Origin of the sequence: Paenarthrobacter nitroguajacolicus, assembly GCF_051027655.1 — a bacterium.
Lineage (GTDB): Bacteria > Actinomycetota > Actinomycetes > Actinomycetales > Micrococcaceae > Arthrobacter > Arthrobacter nitroguajacolicus.
On sequence record NZ_CP073234.1, the window covers coordinates 292,218 to 312,350 of the forward strand.

18 protein-coding genes are annotated in these 20,133 nt (G+C 61.9%); 14 read left to right on the forward strand and 4 right to left on the reverse strand.

The features are described from left to right. Nucleotides 1–6: 6 nt before the first annotated feature. From KCX59_RS01555 to KCX59_RS01605, 11 genes are all read left to right on the forward strand, one after another. Nucleotides 7–1,569, forward strand: a complete 1,563-nt coding sequence (locus KCX59_RS01555; protein WP_370629185.1) for a pyridoxal phosphate-dependent decarboxylase family protein — start codon at nucleotides 7–9, stop codon at nucleotides 1,567–1,569. After that, nucleotides 1,566–2,909, forward strand: a complete 1,344-nt coding sequence (locus KCX59_RS01560) for a lysine N(6)-hydroxylase/L-ornithine N(5)-oxygenase family protein (RefSeq protein WP_179017536.1) — start codon at nucleotides 1,566–1,568, stop codon at nucleotides 2,907–2,909. The genes KCX59_RS01555 and KCX59_RS01560 overlap by 4 nt, the downstream gene beginning before the upstream one ends. Beyond that, nucleotides 2,906–3,496, forward strand: coding sequence for a GNAT family N-acetyltransferase (locus tag KCX59_RS01565; protein ID WP_179017537.1), 591 nt, complete (start codon nucleotides 2,906–2,908; stop codon nucleotides 3,494–3,496). Before KCX59_RS01560 ends, KCX59_RS01565 begins: the two co-directional genes overlap by 4 nt. Next, complete coding sequence (locus KCX59_RS01570; protein ID WP_179017538.1) at nucleotides 3,493–5,334, forward strand: IucA/IucC family protein; 1,842 nt, start codon at nucleotides 3,493–3,495, stop codon at nucleotides 5,332–5,334. Before KCX59_RS01565 ends, KCX59_RS01570 begins: the two co-directional genes overlap by 4 nt. 186 nt (nucleotides 5,335–5,520) lie before the next feature. After that, entirely contained in the window at nucleotides 5,521–6,564 is a 1,044-nt protein-coding gene (locus KCX59_RS01575) for a LacI family DNA-binding transcriptional regulator (protein ID WP_256870470.1), read from the forward strand. A gap of 170 nt (nucleotides 6,565–6,734) precedes the next feature. Continuing rightward, the gene (locus tag KCX59_RS01580) at nucleotides 6,735–7,544 is read left to right on the forward strand and encodes an ABC transporter permease (protein WP_218649216.1); all 810 of its coding nucleotides are present in this window, start codon (nucleotides 6,735–6,737) and stop codon (nucleotides 7,542–7,544) included. Nucleotides 7,545–7,551: 7 nt separating this feature from the next. Then, nucleotides 7,552–8,511, forward strand: coding sequence for a carbohydrate ABC transporter permease (locus tag KCX59_RS01585; RefSeq protein ID WP_179017539.1), 960 nt, complete (start codon nucleotides 7,552–7,554; stop codon nucleotides 8,509–8,511). Nucleotides 8,512–8,586: 75 nt separating this feature from the next. Further along, on the forward strand, nucleotides 8,587–10,194 hold the full coding sequence (locus tag KCX59_RS01590; RefSeq protein WP_179017540.1) for an ABC transporter substrate-binding protein: 1,608 nt from the start codon (nucleotides 8,587–8,589) through the stop codon (nucleotides 10,192–10,194). 120 nt (nucleotides 10,195–10,314) lie between these two features. Next, nucleotides 10,315–11,823, forward strand: a complete 1,509-nt coding sequence (locus tag KCX59_RS01595) for a glycoside hydrolase family 32 protein (protein ID WP_179017541.1) — start codon at nucleotides 10,315–10,317, stop codon at nucleotides 11,821–11,823. Nucleotides 11,824–11,937: 114 nt separating this feature from the next. Beyond that, nucleotides 11,938–12,717, forward strand: a complete 780-nt coding sequence (locus KCX59_RS01600; protein WP_179017542.1) for an SDR family NAD(P)-dependent oxidoreductase — start codon at nucleotides 11,938–11,940, stop codon at nucleotides 12,715–12,717. Nucleotides 12,718–12,785: 68 nt separating this feature from the next. Continuing rightward, the gene (locus KCX59_RS01605) at nucleotides 12,786–13,202 is read left to right on the forward strand and encodes a hypothetical protein (RefSeq protein WP_256871423.1); all 417 of its coding nucleotides are present in this window, start codon (nucleotides 12,786–12,788) and stop codon (nucleotides 13,200–13,202) included. 5 nt (nucleotides 13,203–13,207) lie between these two features. Here the strand turns inward: KCX59_RS01605 and KCX59_RS01610 are convergent, their stop codons facing one another. Beyond that, nucleotides 13,208–14,266, reverse strand: coding sequence for an FUSC family protein (locus tag KCX59_RS01610; RefSeq protein ID WP_256871424.1), 1,059 nt, complete (start codon nucleotides 14,264–14,266; stop codon nucleotides 13,208–13,210). Nucleotides 14,267–14,400: 134 nt separating this feature from the next. Between KCX59_RS01610 and KCX59_RS01615 the strand changes: the two genes are divergently transcribed. Both KCX59_RS01615 and KCX59_RS01620 read left to right on the forward strand, forming a co-directional pair. Then, nucleotides 14,401–14,871: an SRPBCC family protein gene (locus KCX59_RS01615; RefSeq protein WP_179017544.1), complete on the forward strand. Its 471-nt coding sequence runs from the start codon at nucleotides 14,401–14,403 to the stop codon at nucleotides 14,869–14,871. Beyond that, a complete protein-coding gene (locus tag KCX59_RS01620; protein ID WP_179017545.1) occupies nucleotides 14,868–15,383 on the forward strand; it encodes a GNAT family N-acetyltransferase in 516 nt (171 codons plus the stop codon). Before KCX59_RS01615 ends, KCX59_RS01620 begins: the two co-directional genes overlap by 4 nt. A gap of 14 nt (nucleotides 15,384–15,397) precedes the next feature. On the opposite strand, the gene KCX59_RS01625 is transcribed toward KCX59_RS01620, so the two are convergent. Beyond that, the gene (locus KCX59_RS01625) at nucleotides 15,398–15,799 is read right to left on the reverse strand and encodes a VOC family protein (RefSeq protein WP_178992925.1); all 402 of its coding nucleotides are present in this window, start codon (nucleotides 15,797–15,799) and stop codon (nucleotides 15,398–15,400) included. A 73-nt stretch (nucleotides 15,800–15,872) separates the two neighbouring features. Beyond that, nucleotides 15,873–16,793: a DMT family transporter gene (locus tag KCX59_RS01630; protein ID WP_179017546.1), complete on the reverse strand. Its 921-nt coding sequence runs from the start codon at nucleotides 16,791–16,793 to the stop codon at nucleotides 15,873–15,875. Between KCX59_RS01630 and KCX59_RS01635 the strand changes: the two genes are divergently transcribed. Next, nucleotides 16,792–18,207 (forward strand): PLP-dependent aminotransferase family protein, encoded by a 1,416-nt coding sequence (locus KCX59_RS01635; RefSeq protein ID WP_179017547.1) that lies wholly within the window; start codon nucleotides 16,792–16,794, stop codon nucleotides 18,205–18,207. The two genes, KCX59_RS01630 and KCX59_RS01635, sit on opposite strands and share 2 nt — an antisense overlap. 111 nt (nucleotides 18,208–18,318) lie before the next feature. On the opposite strand, the gene KCX59_RS01640 is transcribed toward KCX59_RS01635, so the two are convergent. Next, complete coding sequence (locus tag KCX59_RS01640) at nucleotides 18,319–19,947, reverse strand: MFS transporter (protein ID WP_179017548.1); 1,629 nt, start codon at nucleotides 19,945–19,947, stop codon at nucleotides 18,319–18,321. Nucleotides 19,948–20,133: the final 186 nt, after the last annotated feature.

Consider the following 20,133-nt stretch of genomic DNA (forward strand, 5'->3'; position numbering starts at 1 on the left):
GCTGACGTGACGTCACCTAGTGTCGAAGAGCGGATCGCTCAGGAGCAGGATTTTGGCTCCAAAGTGGAACTGGCCCTCGCTGCCACAAACCAGCTGTTCAACGCACGAAATTCACCCAGTTACGTCGCCCAGGTTCTCCAGGGGGTCAATGCGGTCTCAACCAAAGTTCAGCGGACATCCCAGCCGTTCACCGGCGTCGGGCATGCCGAGCTGAAGGCCAAGGTTGGTGCGGTGGATCTTGAACGCCCGCTTCCGGACACGGCTGCGGCGCTGGAAGAGCTCGATGAGCTCTACCTCAAGGACGCCATCTACTTCCACGATTCCCGCTACGCGGCGCACCTCAACTGCCCGGTTGTCATTCCGGCCCTGGTAGGTGAAGCAGTGCTCTCGGCGGTGAACTCCTCTATGGATACCTGGGACCAGAGCGCCGGTGCCACCATGATCGAGCGCCGCCTTATCGATTGGACGGCGGAACGCATCGGCTTCACGGAAGACGCCGATGGCGTGTTCACGTCCGGTGGCAGCCAGTCCAACTTCCAGGCTTTGCTGATCGCCCGGAATCATGCCGTAGCCAAGCTGCGGGCCGCGAATGGGGACGCGCGCCTGCCGCACCTGCTTGACCGCCTCCGGATCTTCACGTCCGTGGACAGCCACTTCAGCATCCAGAAGTCCGCTTCAATGCTGGGCCTGGGCTTCGATGCCGTCGTCGCAGTGCCCACCACCGAGGACCACCGCATGGACCCCACCGCCCTCGCGGCTGCTTTGGCGGAAGCTCACGACGCCGGGTTGGTGCCGATGGCGGTTGTGGCCACCGCCGGGACAACGGACTTCGGTTCGGTTGACCCATTGTCCGAAATGGCAGCGTTGGTTCGCGCCTACGATTCATGGCTGCACGTGGACGGCGCCTACGGTGGAGGGCTCATCGTTTCCGGCAGGCACCGCCACCTCCTGGACGGGATCCACCTGGCGGATTCCGTCACAGTGGACTTCCACAAGACCTTTTTCCAGCCCGTCAGCTCCAGCGCAGTCCTGGTCCGCAACGGCTCCATGATGGGGCATGTCACCTACTACGCGGACTACCTGAACCCGGAGAGCGCGGCAAAGGCAGAGATCCCCAACCAGGTGGATAAGAGTATCCAGACCACCCGCCGTTTCGATGCACTGAAGCTTTGGCTGACCCTCCGGATCATGGGTGCCGACGCCATCGGCGCACTCTTTGACGAAGCGATCGACCTCGCCGCCCGGGTGGGAACCTTGCTGGCTGATGACGCTGAGTTCGAGCTCGCTGCCCCACCCCAGCTGAGCACCTTGGTTTTCCGCTACCGCCCAGTGGTTGACGGCGCAGCCCTCGATGAAGATGCTGCAGACGTTCTCAACCCGGCTATCCGCGCCGCGATCTTCGCTTCCGGCCAGGCCGTTGTTGCCGGCACCAAAGTGGCTGGCCGGCACTACCTCAAATTCACCCTCCTCAACGCCGAGGCGAGCCTGAGGGACATCCAGGAAATCATCGAACTTATCCGCCGGACGGGCGACAACCTGTTGGCGAACACCACGGAGGCCGCAGCGTGAGCACCCAAGACAACGGCAAGATTTACGACGTCGCAGGCATCGGCGTCGGGCCTTTCAACCTGGGCTTGGCCGCGCTGAGCGAGCCCGTGGAAAACCTCGACTGCGTTTTCCTGGACCGCCGCGAGTCCTTCGACTGGCACCCCGGCATGATGTTGGAGCCGGCGCACCTGCAGGTCCCGTTTATGGCGGACCTCGTAACGCTCGCCGACCCGACGTCGCCGTTCTCGTTCCTGAACTTCCTGAAGCAGACCGGGCGCTTGTACCGTTTCTATATCCGCGAGAACTTCTACCCGCTGCGTGCCGAGTACAACCAGTATTGCCAGTGGGTGGCCGGCCAGCTTGAGTCCGTGCGTTTTAGCACGGATGTGCTGGATGTGACCTACGACGACGGTGTGTACCGGCTTTCGGTGCAGGGGCCGGAGGGTGCTGAGGTGCTTCGCGCCCGCAAGCTGGTCCTGGGCACCGGGACTTCTCCGTATGTCCCGGACTCCTGTGTAGGAATAGTGGACGCCGGTGGACTTGTCCTCCACAATGCCGATTACCTGTCGAGGAAGAGTGAGCTGCAGTCCAAGCGCAGCATCACCATCGTGGGCAGCGGTCAGAGTGCCGCGGAACTTTACTACGAGTTGCTGCAGGAAATCGATGTCTACGGTTACCAGCTCAACTGGGTCACCCGTTCGGGCCGTTTTTTCCCGCTTGAGTACACCAAGCTCACCCTGGAGATGACCTCGCCGGAGTACGTTGACTACTTCCACTCGCTCCCGGGCGAGCAGCGTGATTCGCTGATCAAGAGCCAGAAGAACCTTTACAAGGGCATCAACTCGGACCTGATCGACGACATCTACGATCTCCTTTACACCAAGAGCCTCTCCGGAATGGTGGACACCCAACTGCACACGCACTCCTCCCTCACCGCTGCAGAGTGGGATGCCCCCACGGGCACCCATACACTCCGGTTGCACCACGAGGAACACGGGCAGGGCTACTCCCTGGAATCCGAAGCCGTGGTCCTCGCCACCGGCTACACGTACAAGGAGCCCGCCTTCCTGGCAGGCATCCAGGATCGGATCCGTCGTGACGCCAAGGGCCGCTTCGACGTCGAGCGCAATTACGGAACCGGCGTTGAACCCGGCGAAATCTTCGTCCAGAACGCTGAGCTGCACACGCACGGCTTCGTCACCCCGGACCTCGGCATGGCCGCCTACCGCAACTCCTGCATCCTGCGTGAAATCACCGGCCGTGAGGTCTACCCGATCGAGCGCAGCATCGCGTTCCAGCAGTTCGGCGCTCCGGCTCCCGTGACTGCTGCCGTCCCCGAAACCGCTGGAGCCACCGTATGAGCTTCACGTTCCGGCCCGTGGATCCCGTGGCGGACGCACCCCTCCTCCACAGCTGGGTCAGCCAAGAATATGCGCGGTTCTGGGGCATGGTTTCGGCCACCGAGCAGGACGTTGTGGAGGAGTACTCGAGGATCGCCGAGTCCGGCCATCACCAAGCGTTCCTGGGGCTCGACGACGGCGTCCCCGCCTTCCTGATGGAGCGGTACCGACCGGAGTCATCGCCGTTGGCGGACGTTTACGAGGTCCAACGCGGTGACGTCGGCATGCACCTTCTGGTGGCGCCGCCCGCCGGCAATCCCCAGCCTGGTTTTACCACCAGCGTCATGCAGTCCGTGATGGCCGAGCTGTTCGCCGACCCCGCAACCCGGCGGGTGGTGGTGGAACCTGACGCCCGCAACCACAAGATCCATGTCCTGAACGAAAAAGTGGGCTTCCGGCCGCACGGCGTGGTGACCCTCCCCGCCGTCGACCCCGCCGAAGACCACAAGCAGGGGCTGCTGAGCTTCTGCACGCGCGAGGATTTCCTCGCCACCCTGACCCTGATTTTGACCGCTCCTGCCGCGGCCACCAGAGGAGAATCCCTGTGACCACCACCGCCGATTCCGTGACCACTGCGGCTGTCGATTCCGTGTCCCACCTGACCTCGGAGCGCTGGGCGAAGGCCAACCGACACCTCGTCCGGAAGGCGATCGCCGAGTTCTCTCACGAGCGCATCCTGGTCCCGGAGCTGATCCGGGAAGAGGGCGCCGGCGTCGGGCTCTACAAGGTAGTGAGCGACGACGACGCCACTGAGTACCGCTTCCGCGCCCGGATCCTGCAGTTGGAACACTGGTCTGTAGCCGGAGAATCGATCGTTCGGCTGCGGGATGGCCAGGAGCTTCCGGTGGACGCACTGGACTTCATTGCCGAATTCCACGAGGCACTGGCCATCCGCCAGGAAATGCTGCCCGTGTACCTCGAGGAGATCAGCAGCACGCTGGCGAGCCATGCGTACAAGCAGGGCAAGCCGTTCAGCTCGGCCGAATTGGCCGCGGGCATCACGGGTGGGACTGACCGGGCCGCTGATTTCCAGGCCATTGAGCACAGCATGACCGAGGGCCACCCTTGTTTCGTGGCCAACAATGGCCGGCTTGGATTCGGGATTGCGGACTACCACGCGTTCGCGCCGGAAACCGGTGCCACCGTGAAGCTGCAGTGGATCGCCGTGCACCGCAGCAAGGCAGTGTTCACCTCCAGCGCAGGGCTGGATTACAGGACACACTTCGAGGCTGAACTCGGGCCGGCAACTCTTGCCTGGTTCAACGCGGAGCTTTCCGCGTCCGGCCTGGATTCTGAGGAATACCTCCTCATGCCGGTCCACCCGTGGCAGTGGGACAACAAGCTGACAGTGACGTTTGCGGCAGAAATCGCCCAGCGCCACATCGTCAACCTTGGTACGGGCGAGGATTCCTATCAGGCGCAGCAGTCCATCCGTACGTTCTTCAACACGGACCACCCGGAGAAGGCGTACGTGAAGACGGCCATGTCCGTGCTGAACATGGGATTCATGCGTGGCTTGTCTCCGCAGTACATGAAGGCCACGCCAGCTATCAACGACTGGTTGCAGGAATTGATCGGCAGTGACCGGGAGCTCCAGGACCGGGGCCTGGCCATGATCCGTGAAACCGCGGCCATCGGCTACCACAACCACTATTACGAGGCTGCTTCCGCCAAGGGGTCCCCCTACCGGAAGATGCTCTCGGCCCTGTGGAGGGAAAGTCCGTTGCCGTTGCTCAAGGACGGGCAGCAGCTGGCCACCATGGCGTCATTGCTGCACGTGGATTCGTCCGGAATCTCCGTGGTTTCTGCCCTGATTTCCCGGTCCGGCCTGGCGCCCACCGAGTGGCTTCGCCGCTACTTCGAGGCCTACCTTGTGCCGCTGGTCCACTGCCTCTACGAGTACGAGCTCGCCTTCATGCCCCACGGCGAAAACGTCATCCTTATCCTCGAAAACGGCGTGCCCGTCCGGGCGATCATGAAGGACATCGCCGAGGAAATCGTGGTCATGGGGGACCGGCTGGAACTCCCGGAGGAGGTCTCCCGCGTCAAGGCTGAGATCCCTGCCGAGGAAATGGTCCTGGCCATCTTCACGGACGTGTTCGACTGCATCTTCCGCTTCCTCGGAGCGATCCTTGTAGAGGACGGGACGCTGCGCGAGGACGAATTCTGGGGAACCGCGGCCGCAGTGTTGCGGGAATACCAGCAGCGCCACCCGGAGCTTGCAGACCAGTTCGCCATGCACGATCTCTTTGCCCCGGACTTCGAGCTTTCCTGCCTCAACCGCCTGCAGCTCCGGAACAACCAGCAAATGCTCGACATCTCTGATCCCTCCGGCGGGCTCCAGATGGCGGGCCGCTTGGCGAACCCCTTGGCCAAGTTCGCCTAATCGGTTCCGCCGAGGTGGCAGTTAATACCAATCCTGCTCGCAGACATGGGTCTTAACTGTCACCTCGGCAGAGCGGGTGCTTCCTAACCCTTGACACTCCAACGTGACGCGGGATACATTTAGGCGCGTTATACGAATAACTAATACGAATAACCCGTATGTTGGAACGGCCCAAGGAGGTGCCCCATGGCTAAGTCGAAGCCGCATTCCAAGCCGACCATGCACGACGTTGCTGCTGCTGCCGGTGTTTCGCAAGCCACTGTCTCCCTGGTGCTGAACTCGGCGGGCGGGTCGCGGTTTTCCGACGAGACCCGACGCAAGGTCAAAGATGCCGTCGCGCAACTTGGTTACCGCACGAATGCCCACGCAAAGATGCTTCGCGATGGACTTGCCGGCATGGTTGGTTTCATCGGCGACTCCGTGGCGACCTCCCCGTTTGCCGGGGCGATCATCGAAGGCGCGCAAGAGCGCGCTTGGGAGGATGGGCTCCTCCTGGTCACCATGAATACCGGCGGGGACAAGGAACTTGAAGCCGCCTCCCTGGATGCCATGCTTTCCTACAATGTGGCAGGCATCGTTTATGGCTCCATGTACCACCGGCTGCTGGAGGTGCCCAAAGCCCTGGCCGGTGTCCCCTCGGTGGTGCTGAATTCCCAAGACCGGGACGGTCAGCTTCCCAGCGTGGCGCCCAATGAGGTGAGCGGCGGCTATTCAGCTACACGTCACTTGATCGATGCCGGGCATACCCGTATTGGGATGATCAACATCGAATTGCTCGAAAGCGGCCTCCCCGCCGCAGTGGGTCGCTACGAGGGCTTCAGGGGCGCTCTTGAAGAAAGTGGATTGGACGTAGATCCGGCCTTGGTGCGCTTCGGCCGGGGTGGCGAGGACGACGGCTACAAGTATGCAATGGAGCTGATGACCGCCCCAAAGCGACCTACGGCAATCTTCTGCGCCAACGACCGCACAGCGTGGGGCGCCTATCAGGCAGTGGCTGATCTTCGGCTTTCAATTCCCCACGACGTGTCGATTGTGGGTTTCGATAACCAGGCCATCGTTGCGCCCCATCTTCGTCCGGGGCTGACAACCTTTGAGCTGCCCTTTGTTGCCATGGGTAGGCGCGCCGTTGAACTCATCCTCCAAGGCGCCGAACCCGACGGTCGGGTGGAGCTCATGGAATGCCCCCTTGTTGAACGAAAGTCAGTTACACACCCTAAGGAGATGCCATGAGCCGCACTATGCCGGCGAAACGCGGGCGTCCGTCTGCGGCACCGGTGCCGCAAGTTCCGCAACGAAAAATTTCTGCTTCGCTCCGCCTCCGCCGCATTTTTCGGGCCTGGCAGTTATACGTATTACTAGCACCTGCTCTTGTGTACATCCTGGTTTTCAAATACTGGCCGATGTATGGCGTGCAGATTGCTTTCAAGAATTACAACCCGGTGGATGGCTTCACGGACAGCCCCTGGGTGGGGCTGGACCACTTCGTCCGGTTCGTGAACTCTTACCAGTTCGGCCAGGTGGTGGGAAACACTCTCTGGATTGCGGTTCTGGGCCTTCTGGTGGCCTTTCCGATCCCCATCATTCTGGCTCTGCTGGTCAACCAGCTCCAGAGCGAGAGGTTCAAAAAGTTCACCCAAACGGTGCTCTACTCACCGGCCTTCATTTCCACGGTTGTGGTGGTGGGAATCATGTTCGTGATCCTGTCGCCGCGGTCAGGGCTGGTGAACAACGCCATCCAACTCACCGGCGGCGAGCCGATCTTCTTCATGGGCTCGGCTGAGTGGTTCCGGCCGGTGTACGTCATCTCGGATGTCTGGCAGAACGCGGGGTTCTCCATGATCGTTTACCTCGCAGCTTTGGCCGCTATCGACCCCGCACTTCACGACGCCGCGAAGGTGGATGGCGCGTCAAAGCTCCAGCGCATCCGCCACATCGACCTGCCGGGCATCATGCCGGTGGTGACCATCCTTTTCATCCTGGCTATCGGCAACCTGCTGAACGTGGGCTTCGAAAAGGCGCTGCTGATGCAAACACCATTGAACCTGTCCACATCAGAGATCATCCAGACCTACGTCTACCACGCTGGTTTGCAGCAAGCGCAGTTCAGCTACTCGGCCGCCATTGGCCTGTTCAATTCCCTCCTTAACCTTGCGCTGTTGCTCGTCTTCAACACGATCGCGCGCCGGGCCAACCAAGCGACCCTGTGGTGATGCCGAAATGTCCCTGACAACCGAACCCTCAACCATCCACCAGGCCAACCCTGCTCCCAACCCGGGGCACCGCAAGCAGACGCTGCGCGACAAATACGGCGATCGCGTCTTCAACGTTGGCGCGACGGCAGTGCTGCTGTTGTCCATCCTTGCCGTGGTCTACCCGCTCTACTTCATTGTTATCGCCTCCATCAGCGACCCCAATGCCGTCTATGAGGGGAAAGTCTGGCTGTTCCCTTCCGGAGTTACCACTGAAGGTTACGAACGGATCTTCGCTGACAGCAGGATCTGGAACGGCCTCGGCAACACCCTCCTGTACACCGTGCTGGGAACCGCCATCAGCGTTACCACCATCCTGTGCGGGGCTTACGCGCTGTCCAGGAAGGACATGCCTGGTCGAAAGATCCTGATGCTCCTGTTCGTGATCACCATGTTCTTCGACGGCGGACTCATCACCAAGTATCTGGTGGTCCGGGACCTGGGAATGCTGGACACCATTTGGGCAGTGGTCCTGCCGGGAGCCGTGGGCGTCTGGAACCTGATCATCGCAAGGTCATTCTTTGAGCACACCATCCCGAACGAACTGCGCGAGGCTGCCCAGATGGACGGGGCAACGGACTTCAAGTTCTTCTTCAACATGGTCCTGCCACTATCCAAGCCATTGATCATGCTGATGATCATGGTGCACGTGGTGGCCCATTGGAACTCGTTCTTCGATGCGCTGATCTTCCTCAACGACGACACCAAGTATCCGCTGCAGCTCGTGCTGCGGAACATCCTGATCCAGTCAGACGTCTCCTCCACCGGAACAACCGGCGGGGACATCGAATCCTATGCGGCAGCGCAAAGGATCGCAGAGCTCACCAAGTACGCCATGATCGTCGTCTCGAGCCTGCCACTCATGATTGCCCTGCCATTCATGCAGAAGCACTTCACCAAGGGCGCCATGATCGGCGCCGTCAAATAATCGCTCACATCTAAGAAACGGTCCAAGGCATTCGGCCCCGGACTTCATCCAAAACACCTCAGAACAGGAATGACCATGGCAATCAGCCGCAAACTCGCCGTCCTTGGCGCCGTGCTGGCCGGAACGTTGACGTTCACCGCCTGCTCCGGCTCCAACTCGGGCACCACGGAGATCAAAGATGCCTCCGCAGACTTCGGCTTTCAGGAAAAAGGCTTCCCCATTGTCAGCAAGCAGCTGACCTTGAAGTTCTCAGGAACGAAGGCAGCCCTGGCCCCCGACTACAACACCATGACGGTCGTCAAGGAATGGGAAAAGGCCACCAACATCCACGTCGAGTGGGAAAACCTGCCCGAGACGGTCTTCCAGGAAAAGAAGAACCTGATCCTGGCCAGTGGCGACCTACCGGACGCGTTCTTCAACACAGGCCTGACGGACGCCGAAATCGCCACCTACTCCGCCAGCGGCACATTGATCCCGTTGGAAGGACTGATCGAGAAAAACGCGCCGAACCTGTCCAAACTCCTCTCCGAGCGCGCGGACATCAAGGCAGCGATCACCTCTTCGGACGGACACATCTACTCCCTGCCGTCCGTGGAAGAGCTCGGCCTGGTGCAGTTCCCCAATGAACTGGCCATCAACACCTCCTGGCTCAAGAAGCTCAACATCCCCATGCCCAAGACCATCGATGAGTTTCACGATGCCTTGGTGGCTTTCAAAGCCCAGGACGCCTCAGGTACAGGCAAGACCATTCCCCTGAGCTTCATGCCTGGCTCATGGTGCGGCGACATCGTGGACCTGATTGCGGCCCTCGGCGGAGTGCCGGACAACCTGGACCATCGCATCGTCCAGGATGACAAGGTCATTTTCACAGCCACCCAAGATGGCTACAAGAAGGCGATCCAAACCCTGCACGAGTGGTACAAGGAAGGCCTGATTGACCCGGAGTCCTTCTCCCAGGACGACAAAGCCTACTTGGCCAAGGGCAAGGCCGCCACGGAAAACCTCGGCTCATTTGTCTGGTGGGAAATTCCTGAAATGGTTGGAGCGGACCGCGCCGGCGACTACGCCTTGGTGCCCGTCCTTGAGGGCGTCGACGGCAAGCGAATCGCCAGCCAGTCCAACAACCAGGAAATCGCACGCGGCGCATTCGCCATCACCCGGGCCAACAAATACCCAACAGCCACCATGCGCTGGGCCGACAACCTGTACGATCCCATCCAGTCCGCCCAAGCCAACTGGGGACCCATTGGTGAGACCCTCCAGAAGGACGCCAGTGGCATCCTGACCCAAATCCCGGCGCCGGCCGGAACCAGCGAAGGCGAACGCCGCCAAAAGGTCGCCCCGGGCGGACCGAAGGCAAACACCGCCGAGAACTTCACGTCCGTCGTCGCGCCCGAACCACGCGCCGCGGCCCGCCAAAAGACGGTCACTGAAAACTACAAGCCCTTCGCAGGTAACGACGGCTACCCGCCCGTGGCACTGTCCAACGAAGAGCTCCAGCAGATCAGCACCGTCCAGACCGACGTCACCTCGCTGGTCAAGCAAAACACCGCCAAGTGGATCGTCTCCGGCGGCATCGAGCAGGAATGGGACGGTTACGTCACCCAGCTCAAGAACGTGGGAGTCGACAAGATGATCGAGGTCTACCAGGCGGCCTACGACCGCTTCAAGAAGAACTCCTAACTGCCAACACCCAAGGTGGAACCGGCGCCCAGCGCGCTGGTTCCACCTTGACCGCTCTTCCGTCTGCGGGACTCCCACGAGAACTGCAGAAATCACCTGCGAAGAAAGAGACTCACTTTCATGACTGCCGCCGCCGCCACGACAACCGACATCTTCCGGCCCGCCCTTCATTACAGCACCGGAGGCACCTGGCTCAACGACCCCAACGGCCTCATCTTCCATGACGGCGCCTACCACCTCTATTACCAGAACAACCCGTTCGGCAGCGAGCACGCCAATCTGTCCTGGGGCCACGCTACGTCCACCGACCTCGTGAGCTGGACTGACCATCCCGTCGCCATCGTCTGTGACGAGAACGAAGACATCTTCTCCGGCAGCATCGTCTTCGACAGGCAGAACACCAGCGGCTTCGGCAAGGACGGAACAGCACCCCTGGTAGCCATCTACACAAGCGCCTACAAACCCGGGTCCATGCTCGAAGGAATTCAGGCACAGTCACTGGCCTACAGCCTCGACGGTGGATACACCTGGAGCAAATACGCGGAGAATCCCGTTCTGGACCGCCGTTCAGCTGATTTCCGCGACCCTAAAGTGTTCCGCTACGAGGGTGACACCGGCAGCTACTGGGTCATGGTGGCCGTTGAAGCGCAGGACTTCCAAGTCCTCCTCTACAAGTCCCGGGATCTCAGGAACTGGGAGTATCTGAGCACCTTCGGTCCTGCGAACGCGACAGGAGGGATCTGGGAATGCCCGGACCTGTTCCCCCTGCCCATCGACGGCGACCCCGAAAACGTCAAATGGGTGCTCACCGTCAACCTGAACCCGGGCGGTCCAAACGGCGGCTCGGCCGGACAATACTTCGTAGGTGACTTCGACGGCGCCACGTTCACCTCAGCCACGACAGTGACTGAAGGCCTTCAAGACCCTGACCGGCTGGGCGAGTACCAGTGGCTGGACTGGGGCCGGGACTACTACGCAGCCGTCTCCTTCAGCGATGCACCAGAGGGCCGACGCCTGATGATCGCGTGGATGAACAACTGGCAATACGTCAACGAACTCCCCACGGCATCATGGCGAAGCCCCATGTCACTGGTCCGGGAACTGACACTCCAAACAATCGGCGGCGAGACGCACCTGGTGCAGCAGCCGGTGGGGGACTGGGCTGCCGTAAGTGCCTCGGTCTCAAACTTCAACCTCCCTGAAACCACCATCCCGGCGGGCACCACGATTCTTGACGGTGCGGCTGGAACGGTCCAACGCATTGACATTTCCTGGACGCCAGGAGCAGCCGAAGAATTCGGGGTCGTTGTCCGAGGCGGGGGTTCGCAAGGAACCCGCATTGGTATTCGGCCTGCCGAGGGGGCCCTGGTCGTCGACCGCCGCGAATCGGGGCATACAGACTTCCATGAAGCCTTCGCGTCCATCGACACCGCCCCCATCCGGTTGGTGGAGGGTCAGTACCAACTCACCCTCTTCGTGGACCGCTGTTCAGTGGAGGTATTTGCTCAAGGCGGCCAAGTCACCATGACGGAACTAGTCTTTCCGTCCTTGACCAGCAACGACGTCTCCCTTTACTCGGTAGGCGGTTCAACCACGCTCAACAGCCTGCACATCACCCAGTACGCGTAGACAACCGGCACACTCCTTAGCGCCGAGGTGGCATTTGATGACGGTCCCAGCCGTGGACATGGTCATTCGGTGCCATCTCGGCGCGGGGAAAAGGGGAGGGGCTAGTCTAGGCGCATGACCACTCGAGCCAACGAACTCACTGCCTTGGTTACCGGTGCCACCGCCGGGCTCGGTGCAGAATTCGCCCGCCAGCTTGCCGAAGCCGGACACCACCTTGTCCTGGTAGCCCGCGATGAAGAGCGCCTCAAAGAGAAGGCCGAGGAACTTGAGCGCGACTTCAGTATCTCGGCGGAGGTCCTTCCCGCGGACTTAACCACCGACGTCGGCGTCTCGGCAGTCGCTGACCGCTTGCGGGACGCTGCGCGGCCTGTGGATGTCCTGGTCAACAACGCGGGCATCGGGCTGTTGAAGTCGTTCGAACGGAATGACTTGGACGAGGAACGTCGCCACCTGAGGCTCCACGTCCAGACACCCATGGAATTGAGCCACGCTGCACTTGAAGTCATGCTGGCACGCGGCAAGGGGCGGATCATCAACGTCGCCAGCGTGGCAGCGTTCGCCAACAGGGGTACGTACTCCGCCGCCAAAGCATGGCAAGTGACATTCAGTCGGTGGGCCAACATCACCTACGCGAAATCCGGAGTGCAGGTCACCGCTGTTTGCCCAGGTTTCACCCACACCGAATTCCACGACCGTATGGGCATGGACAAAACCGTTGCTCCCCGGTTCTTGTGGCTCACAGCCGAACGTGTAGTGCGCGAGGGGCTGGAGGCCAACGCCAAGGGCAAGGGTGTCTCCATCCCTACGCGACGGTACAAAGTGGTCAGTTTCTTTGCACGTATCCTGCCGGCGAAGCTCACCTCGGGCCCACCCCGGCGTCCGCTCGAGCCGTAAATCTGAGGTCCGGGTTACTACGACAGTTCATTCGAGCCTGAGGGGGCAGCGCCGTGAGGAACAAATCCTTGGCATTCATTATGGCCACGGTCGTAAGCGGACTACTACTGAGCGGCTGCACCGGAACGAGCAACACGGGCTTCAAGGCGCTGGAGCGAGAGGCGACGGAGACCGACACTCCGCCGACGGGCCTGAAACTCGAGCAATTCGAACTGGAAAAGGTGCTGTTGGTCGCCGAATCGAACGGGAAGAAGTACTACTTGGGGCAGGGCAAACAGGGCCGCCCGTCCTGCTTGATCGTAGAAGCTGCGGAACCATACTTCTCGCATAGCGGCTGCAGTGATTCCATCCAGGGAGAGATGCTGAGAATCAGTGGTCCCGACCAAAAATCTGCTGTTCTGGTCTCCGACGGCTATGACACCAAGGAGCTTGAGTCGAGCGGCTTGACGAAAATCCACCCGAACATCCTCGTCGTTACGAACTGAAACAGTTACAAACTGACCCGGCCCCGCGGTGCCCGCACCAGCACAGCCACCGCGATCCCAACAACGGCCCCCACAAATGTCTCGATGGCACGCTCCATGACCAGCACGCCTGGGTCCATCGGAGCCGCGAGTTGGGCGATCAACAGGATCACCGGTGTGAAGAACACCATGGCCCACCCGTAATGCCGTGCCATGAAAAGCTCGGTGGGGAACTGGCACAAAACCACCAGCACAGCGAGCACCACTGCGGTTTGGCCCGGAAAGTACTGAAGCGGCGATAGCGGACTGGGGAAAAGCACGACGGCGACTATCCCCAACCCGAGGAACGTCCCCACGATGCGGTGGATACCTCGGTGGACGCGGCTTGGGAGGTCGGCTCCTGCGAGGGGCACGGCCGCGGCGGCCATGGCCCAATGTGGGTGGCCGCTGCCGCTCAGCACCCCGATGGCCCCGGCCACGCCGACCGCGAGCGAATAGCGTGCAGCATGGACCAACGCGGCCTGGCGCTGCGGGCCGCGAAGGACGGGAACATCGCGGCCTGCCCCGGACACCCACGTGCGTCGCCGGAACCAGCCGCTGAAACCCACCGCCAAGGAAAAGGCGGCGGACGCGACGCCGATGAGTACCGCCGTCGTGAATGGCACGTTGGTTGGGACGGAGGCGCAGGCGCCCAAGGCGAGGATGCCGAAGAACGGTCCTATGGGCCGGAGGCGTACGGCGTCCGCATAGAGGGAACCGGCGCCGGCAAAGAAGGTTGCCACGAGTACCAACCACCAGGACTGGATGTGGTTGACGGAGAGAAACACCCCGATGGTGAGTCCGCCAACCAGGAACAGGGCGGCCTGGGCCTGGTGTTTGAGTCTGAGCTGATGCGTTTCGTTGCGGCCGTACATGCCGGTTAGTGCACCGAATACGGCGTACATCATCAGGTCCGGGCGGCCGATGAGAATGAGGAACAAGCCAGGCACTGCGACGCTCAAGGCCACCCGTACAGCCGAGAGGTGGTCGTTGTTGGCAGGACCCATCCGGTGGAGTTCACGGGCATGCGAGATGAGTGCGGGCATGCGGGAACACCACCAATCGGTCAGGGCTTGTCTCTGGAAATTAGCATCATCGCGGCCCAGGCCGCCATTAGCCCGGTCACAACCCGTAGCGGACTTGGGCGCGCGGACGGGGGAAGTTCTGGGAAGATCAAGGTATGCCCGTCGCTTTCGTCTGCCGCACCCGCTCCAGCATGCCACCGCAGGAGCTATTTGATCTTTCCCGCAACATCGATGCCCACGTAGGGTCCATGACGCAGAGCCGAGAGAAGGCAATCGGCGGCGTCACCACTGGGCTCATTTCGGAAGGTGAGACTGTCACCTGGCAGGGATGGCACCTCGGAGTCCGGTTCCGCATGACCAGTCGCATTACGCGGATGGAGGCGCCGTCGTCGTTCTCCGATGAACAGGTGAAGGGCCCTTTCAAGTACCTCCGCCACACGCATGAGTTCCGGCCGGACGGCAGCGGGACCCTCATGGTGGATACCGTGGAATTCGCTGCACCGTTCGGCCCGCTGGGCCGTTTGGTGGAGAAGCTGATTCTGGCCCGATACCTGCAGAACCTGATTGAGAAGCGCAACGCGTTCCTGGTGGCCCCAACCCCTCCTGCCCTGGATTCGCGGCAATGATCAGGCTCGCGCACGCGGACGACCTGCTGATTCTGCAGGACATCGAGCGTGCCGCGGGCGAGGCTTTCCGGGCTCTGGGAATGGAGTCCATCGCGGACGACGAGCCCCCGTCCATTGATGAGCTGAACAGTTATGCCACGGCCGGGCGCGCCTGGGTTTCCGTCGATGGGCTCGACTACCCGGTGGCGTACCTGTTGGCGGACATCGTTGACGGCAACGGTCACGTGGAGCAGGTCAGCGTCCATCCGGATCAAGCACACCAAGGCCTGGGCCGTGAGCTCCTGCATGCCGCGCGCGTATGGACGCGCGGACACGGGATGCAGCGGCAAACCCTGAGCACGTTCCGGGACGTTCCGTGGAACGCCCCGTACTATCGCCGCCTCGGCTTCGAAGTGCTCGACGCCGGCAGCTGGGGTCCGGAGCTGACCCGCCTCATGGAGCACGAGGCTGAGTTGGGCCTGACCCGCTGGCCCCGCGTAGCCATGTGGCGCCCGGCAGTTCCGCCCAAGTAACCCAGCCGGCCGGATTAGCCTGCCACCAACTCGACCTCATAGCTGTCCGTGTTGAGCAGGTATGCCGCATAGTGGTCCGGGCCGCCGGCGTGCGGATACTTCGACTCAAACATCTCGTACCAGCCGGCATCCGCCCCGAGTGCCCGGATCCTGTCCACGTTCTCCCGGGTCCCGGCGTGGAAGGCTATGTGGTTGACCCCGGGATCAGTGCGTCGGTGGGTTGTAGCGGTGGTTGCATCAGTCTGCTCCACCACCACATACGTGCCGTCAAGCTTCCAGCTGCACCCCGTGGGCCACTCCTGGAATGGCTCATAACCCAGCTCACCCAGCAGCCAGCCCCACTCTTCCCTTGCCCGGTCAAGGAACGGCACCCAGATCTCAAGATGGTGGATTGATCCCACCGGAACCTCACGCATGCGCCGATTCTACGAGGTCCGCACCCGTTGCACATCGGTTGCGCTCGCCGAGTCGCAACGGGCACACGGGTTCCTACTTCCTGAGCCTGACGCGAACGGCAGCGCCGGCGCACAGGATCACCGCGAGGCCGCCCACCACGGTGGTCCAGGTCATCGACTCACCTAACAGCAGCCCGGCCCAGGCGATGCTCATGACCGGTTGGACAAGCTGGATCTGGCTGACCTGCGCCATGGGTCCGATGGCCAGGCCCCGGTACCAGGCGAAGAAGCCAAGGAACATGCTCACCACTCCCAAGTACGCGAAGGACAACCACTGGACGGGAGTGGCAGAAGGTGCGCCAAAGCCCAGCGATACCACCGTTAGCAGGATCATCACTGGCGCGGCCACCACTAGCGCCCAGGAAATGGTCTGCCATGCACCGAGTTCCCGGGCCAGCAGCCCGCCCTCTGCGTAACCGATGGCGGCAGCCACCACGGCACCCAGCAGCAGAAGGTCCGCCCAGTGAAGCGCACCAAATCCGCCGGACTGAACCAAAGCGAATACCACCGCGGCGATCACGCCCACCACTGTCAGTACCCAGAACAATGGACGAGGATGTTCCCGTCCCCTGATCACCGCTACAGTCGCTGTGGCTGCGGGCAGTAGCGCGATGACCACAGCTCCGTGACTGGCGGAAGTACTGGTCAACGCGAACGTGGTCAGCAGCGGGAATCCGGCCACGATTCCCCCGGCCACCACGGCAAGGCGAATCCATTGCCGGCCGCGCGGCAACCGTTGTCGAGTCAGCGCGAGGGCAAGGGTCGCGAGGATGGCGGCAACAACTGCACGGCCAGCGCCGATAAACAGGGGCGACATTCCCTCCACAGCCACCCGTGTCAGTGGAACAGTGAAGGAGAAAGCGACGACGCCAAGGAGGCCCCACCAGATACCAGTCGATGTCTTGGTGGATACCACTGGCCGCAAAAGTGTAGTAGCGCTACTATTAGGACTCATGAACAACGATAGCAGTTCCCGAATCGTCTCGCGAGTAAAAGAATGGATCGCAGGGGCTGCGCCGGGAGCCAAACTGCCATCTACGCGCCAACTCGTCGCTGAGTACCAGGCCAGCCCCGTCACGGTTCAGAAGGCACTCAGGACACTCACGGCACAGGGCCTGATTGAGAGTCGGCCCGGCGTTGGAACTTTCGTCCGGGCTTACCGCACGGCCAGGCCCTCTGATTACGGCTGGCAAACAGCAGCCTTGCGGGCAGCCCAAGTCGCGCGACCACTGACCTCTGGCGCCATGCGGAGCGCTACGAACGACGTCATCGCATTCCATTCCGGATACCCGGACCGCGAACTCCTCCCCGAAAGACTCGTCCGCGCCGCCCTCGCACGGGCCGCAAGGGGAGACGCTGCCCTGTCCCGGCCGCCGGCGCAAGGACTTCCCGAACTCCAGACCTGGTTCGCGCAGGAACTCAGTACCTCAACGCCGGTGGGCGTCACGCCGCCCCAGCCAAGCGACGTCGTCGTTCTTCCCGGTAGCCAGAGTGGACTCAGCTCGATTTTCCGAGGTCTGGTGGGGCACGGCCAACCGCTGTTGGTGGAGTCGCCCAGCTACTGGGGTGCGCTGCTGGCGGCGGGCCAGGCGGGCGTCAATGTAATACCTGTCCCGAGCGGCCCGGATGGTCCCGACCCGGAAGAACTGGACCGGGCTTTCGAGGAATCAGGCGCGCGGCTGTTCTACGCGCAGCCCAACTTCGCCAATCCCACGGGAGCGCAGTGGTCGGCTGATCGGGGGGAAGGGGTGCTCCGGATAGTCCAGCGGCACGGAGCTTTCCTTGTGGAGGACGACTGGGCGCACGACTTCGGCATCACCGCGCCGTCGGTCCCGCTCGCCGCCAAAGACGATTCCGGGCATGTGGTCTACATTCGCTCGCTGACCAAGAGCGTCTCGCCGTCCATCCGTATCGCAGCCGTCATAGCGCGGGGTCCGGCACGCGAACGCATCATGGGGGCGCAGGCCGCCGAGTCGATGTACGTCAGCGGCCTGCTTCAGGCAGCAGCGCTCGACGTCGTCACGCAGCCGGGTTGGCACACGCACCTGCGCGGCCTCAGCCATCAGCTGCAGTCGCGGCGAGATCTGCTGGTCACCAGTCTCCGCGAGCATGTTCCGCAAGCACATCTCAGCCACTTGCCAAAAGGCGGTTTGAACTTGTGGTTGCGGATGCCGGACGGGTTCGACGTCGATCAGCTCACCAAGGATTGCGAAGCGGCCGGGGTGCTCATCGCTTCGGGCACGGAGTGGTTCCCTGCGGAACCGGAAGGGCCATACATCCGGCTCAACTACGCCGGCCCGAATCCGGGCGGTTTTCCGGAAGGTGCACGGATCATTGGCGCGGCGGTACAGGCCCAGTTGGGGCTTTAACAGCCGTAGCCACCAACCTCAAGAAGAGCGCCTTGAGGTGGTGGCTACGGTGGGCGGCAAGCTGCCGCGAACTAACTGAGTCGCTGCGCAGAAGTTGCAGGCATTGAGTTCCTAAGCGGGAGTCAGGTCCTTGTTGCCTTTGCCGAACACGGTGTCATCAATCGGCTGGCCGTCGAACGGCATCTCGTCCAGGTTGATGAGCGGGTTGGTGTCCTGCGTGGCTACGAGCTCACGTGCCTCGGCCTGCGTGTCCACGCTGGGCATGGAGCCCGGCAGGGGGCGCTGGGCGGATTCACGCAGGAAGTAGATGGCGATCGCCCCCACAACGGACGTGGCCATCAGGTAGTACGCCGGCATCATGTCGTCGCCAGTGCCTTCGATCAGGCCCTGGACGATGAACGGCGTGGTTCCACCGAAGATCGCAACCGAGAAGTTGTAAGCGATGCCCATTCCGCCATAACGGCTGGACGTCGGGAACAGGGCGGGCAGGGCCGAAGCCAGGTTGGCGATGTAGAACGTCACCGGGAAGGCGATCAGTGCGAGGCCGGCCAGTGTGGACCAGATGTCGCCAATGCCGATCAGCAGGAAGGCCGGAATGGCGAAGACGATGGTGCTGCCTGCGCCGATCCACAGCACGGGACGGCGGCCGATGCGGTCGGAGAGCTTACCGGTCAGTGGAATGCAAACAGCCATGATCACCAGGACCGGGATGGTCAGCAGCGTGCCGTGGACGGGGTCGTAGCCCTTGGAATCCGTGAGGTACGTGGGCATGTACGACGTCAGGGCGTAACCAACAGTGTTGGCGGCGGCCGCGAGGATCATGGCCAGCACGATCTGGCGCCAGTAAGCCTTGATGATGCCAATGGGTCCCTTGGCGACGGCTGCATCCTGAGATGCCGCGTCCTTGGCAGAGGCTTCCTGGGCGTCCAGGGTTGCCTGGAACTGGGGTGATTCCTCGATCTTGCTTCGGAAGTACACGGCAATGAGGCCCAGGGGACCGGCGATCAGGAACGGGATCCTCCAACCCCATTCCTCCATGGCTGCCTGTCCGAGCGTGAGCTGCAGGACCGAAACCAAGGCTGCGCCGAGGGCGAAGCCAATGTAGCTGCCCATATCAAGGAAGCTGGCAAAGTAGCCGCGACGCTTGTCCGGGGCGTACTCGCTAACGAACGTTGTAGCACCGGCGTATTCGCCACCGGTGGAGAAGCCCTGGACGAGCTTCAGGATCACCAGCAACGCGGCGGCCCAGATGCCGATCTGCGCGTAGCCGGGAAGGAGGCCGACGGCGAACGTACTTGCCGCCATGAGCATCAGTGTTGCTGCGAGGACCTTCTGACGGCCCACCTTGTCGCCAAGCCAACCAAACACGATGCCACCGAGGGGACGCGCGATGAAGGTTGCGGCGAAGGTGCCCAGAAGGAAGAGTGTTTGGACCGACGGGTCTGCTTCGGGCAGGAAGACAGGGCCCATGGTGGTGATGAGGTAGCCGAACACGCCGACGTCGTACCATTCCATGGTGTTGCCGACGATTGTGCCGCCGAGTGCTTTACGCAGCATCGGCTTGTTCACCACGTTGACGTCGGACTCTTTCAGCCGGCGCTTCGGGCGAAGCTTCTTCGTTGCGTTCTTTACTGCATTTGCTGCGTTCGTGGCGGCCGGGGTGGGGCCTGCCAATACCTGGGTCCCGGAGGCGTTCCTTGCGCCATCCGGAGAGACGGTGTTGCTTTGGTCTGTGGGCATTTGGGGTTCTCCTAGGGAGGTCATTTGCTTGCGACTTCTGCTGCCCCGCTCTGGGCAGGCCTTCAATTTTACGGGTTTTTGCACGAAAACCCGAGTTGAGATCCGATTTTTGGGCCGTTTAGGGGTTCAATTTGCCCAGGTGTGTTCCATCTCATTGCCCGATCTTGCCCCGCTATCAAGCGGATC

What these genes read in the sequence shown, in the direction of transcription:
- KCX59_RS01565 (WP_179017537.1), top strand. Translation starts at nt 2,906, where the DNA reads ATGAGCTTCACGTTCCGGCCCGTGGATCCCGTGGCGGACGCACCCCTC.
- KCX59_RS01600 (WP_179017542.1), top strand. Translation starts at nt 11,938, where the DNA reads ATGACCACTCGAGCCAACGAACTCACTGCCTTGGTTACCGGTGCCACC.
- KCX59_RS01615 (WP_179017544.1), top strand. Translation starts at nt 14,401, where the DNA reads ATGCCCGTCGCTTTCGTCTGCCGCACCCGCTCCAGCATGCCACCGCAG.
- KCX59_RS01640 (WP_179017548.1), bottom strand. Translation starts at nt 19,947, where the DNA reads ATGCCCACAGACCAAAGCAACACCGTCTCTCCGGATGGCGCAAGGAAC.
- KCX59_RS01580 (WP_218649216.1), top strand. Translation starts at nt 6,735, where the DNA reads ATGTATGGCGTGCAGATTGCTTTCAAGAATTACAACCCGGTGGATGGC.
- KCX59_RS01590 (WP_179017540.1), top strand. Translation starts at nt 8,587, where the DNA reads ATGGCAATCAGCCGCAAACTCGCCGTCCTTGGCGCCGTGCTGGCCGGA.
- KCX59_RS01595 (WP_179017541.1), top strand. Translation starts at nt 10,315, where the DNA reads ATGACTGCCGCCGCCGCCACGACAACCGACATCTTCCGGCCCGCCCTT.
- KCX59_RS01625 (WP_178992925.1), bottom strand. Translation starts at nt 15,799, where the DNA reads ATGCGTGAGGTTCCGGTGGGATCAATCCACCATCTTGAGATCTGGGTG.
- KCX59_RS01585 (WP_179017539.1), top strand. Translation starts at nt 7,552, where the DNA reads ATGTCCCTGACAACCGAACCCTCAACCATCCACCAGGCCAACCCTGCT.
- KCX59_RS01610 (WP_256871424.1), bottom strand. Translation starts at nt 14,266, where the DNA reads ATGCCCGCACTCATCTCGCATGCCCGTGAACTCCACCGGATGGGTCCT.
- KCX59_RS01635 (WP_179017547.1), top strand. Translation starts at nt 16,792, where the DNA reads ATGAACAACGATAGCAGTTCCCGAATCGTCTCGCGAGTAAAAGAATGG.
- KCX59_RS01620 (WP_179017545.1), top strand. Translation starts at nt 14,868, where the DNA reads ATGATCAGGCTCGCGCACGCGGACGACCTGCTGATTCTGCAGGACATC.
- KCX59_RS01575 (WP_256870470.1), top strand. Translation starts at nt 5,521, where the DNA reads ATGGCTAAGTCGAAGCCGCATTCCAAGCCGACCATGCACGACGTTGCT.
- KCX59_RS01630 (WP_179017546.1), bottom strand. Translation starts at nt 16,793, where the DNA reads ATGAGTCCTAATAGTAGCGCTACTACACTTTTGCGGCCAGTGGTATCC.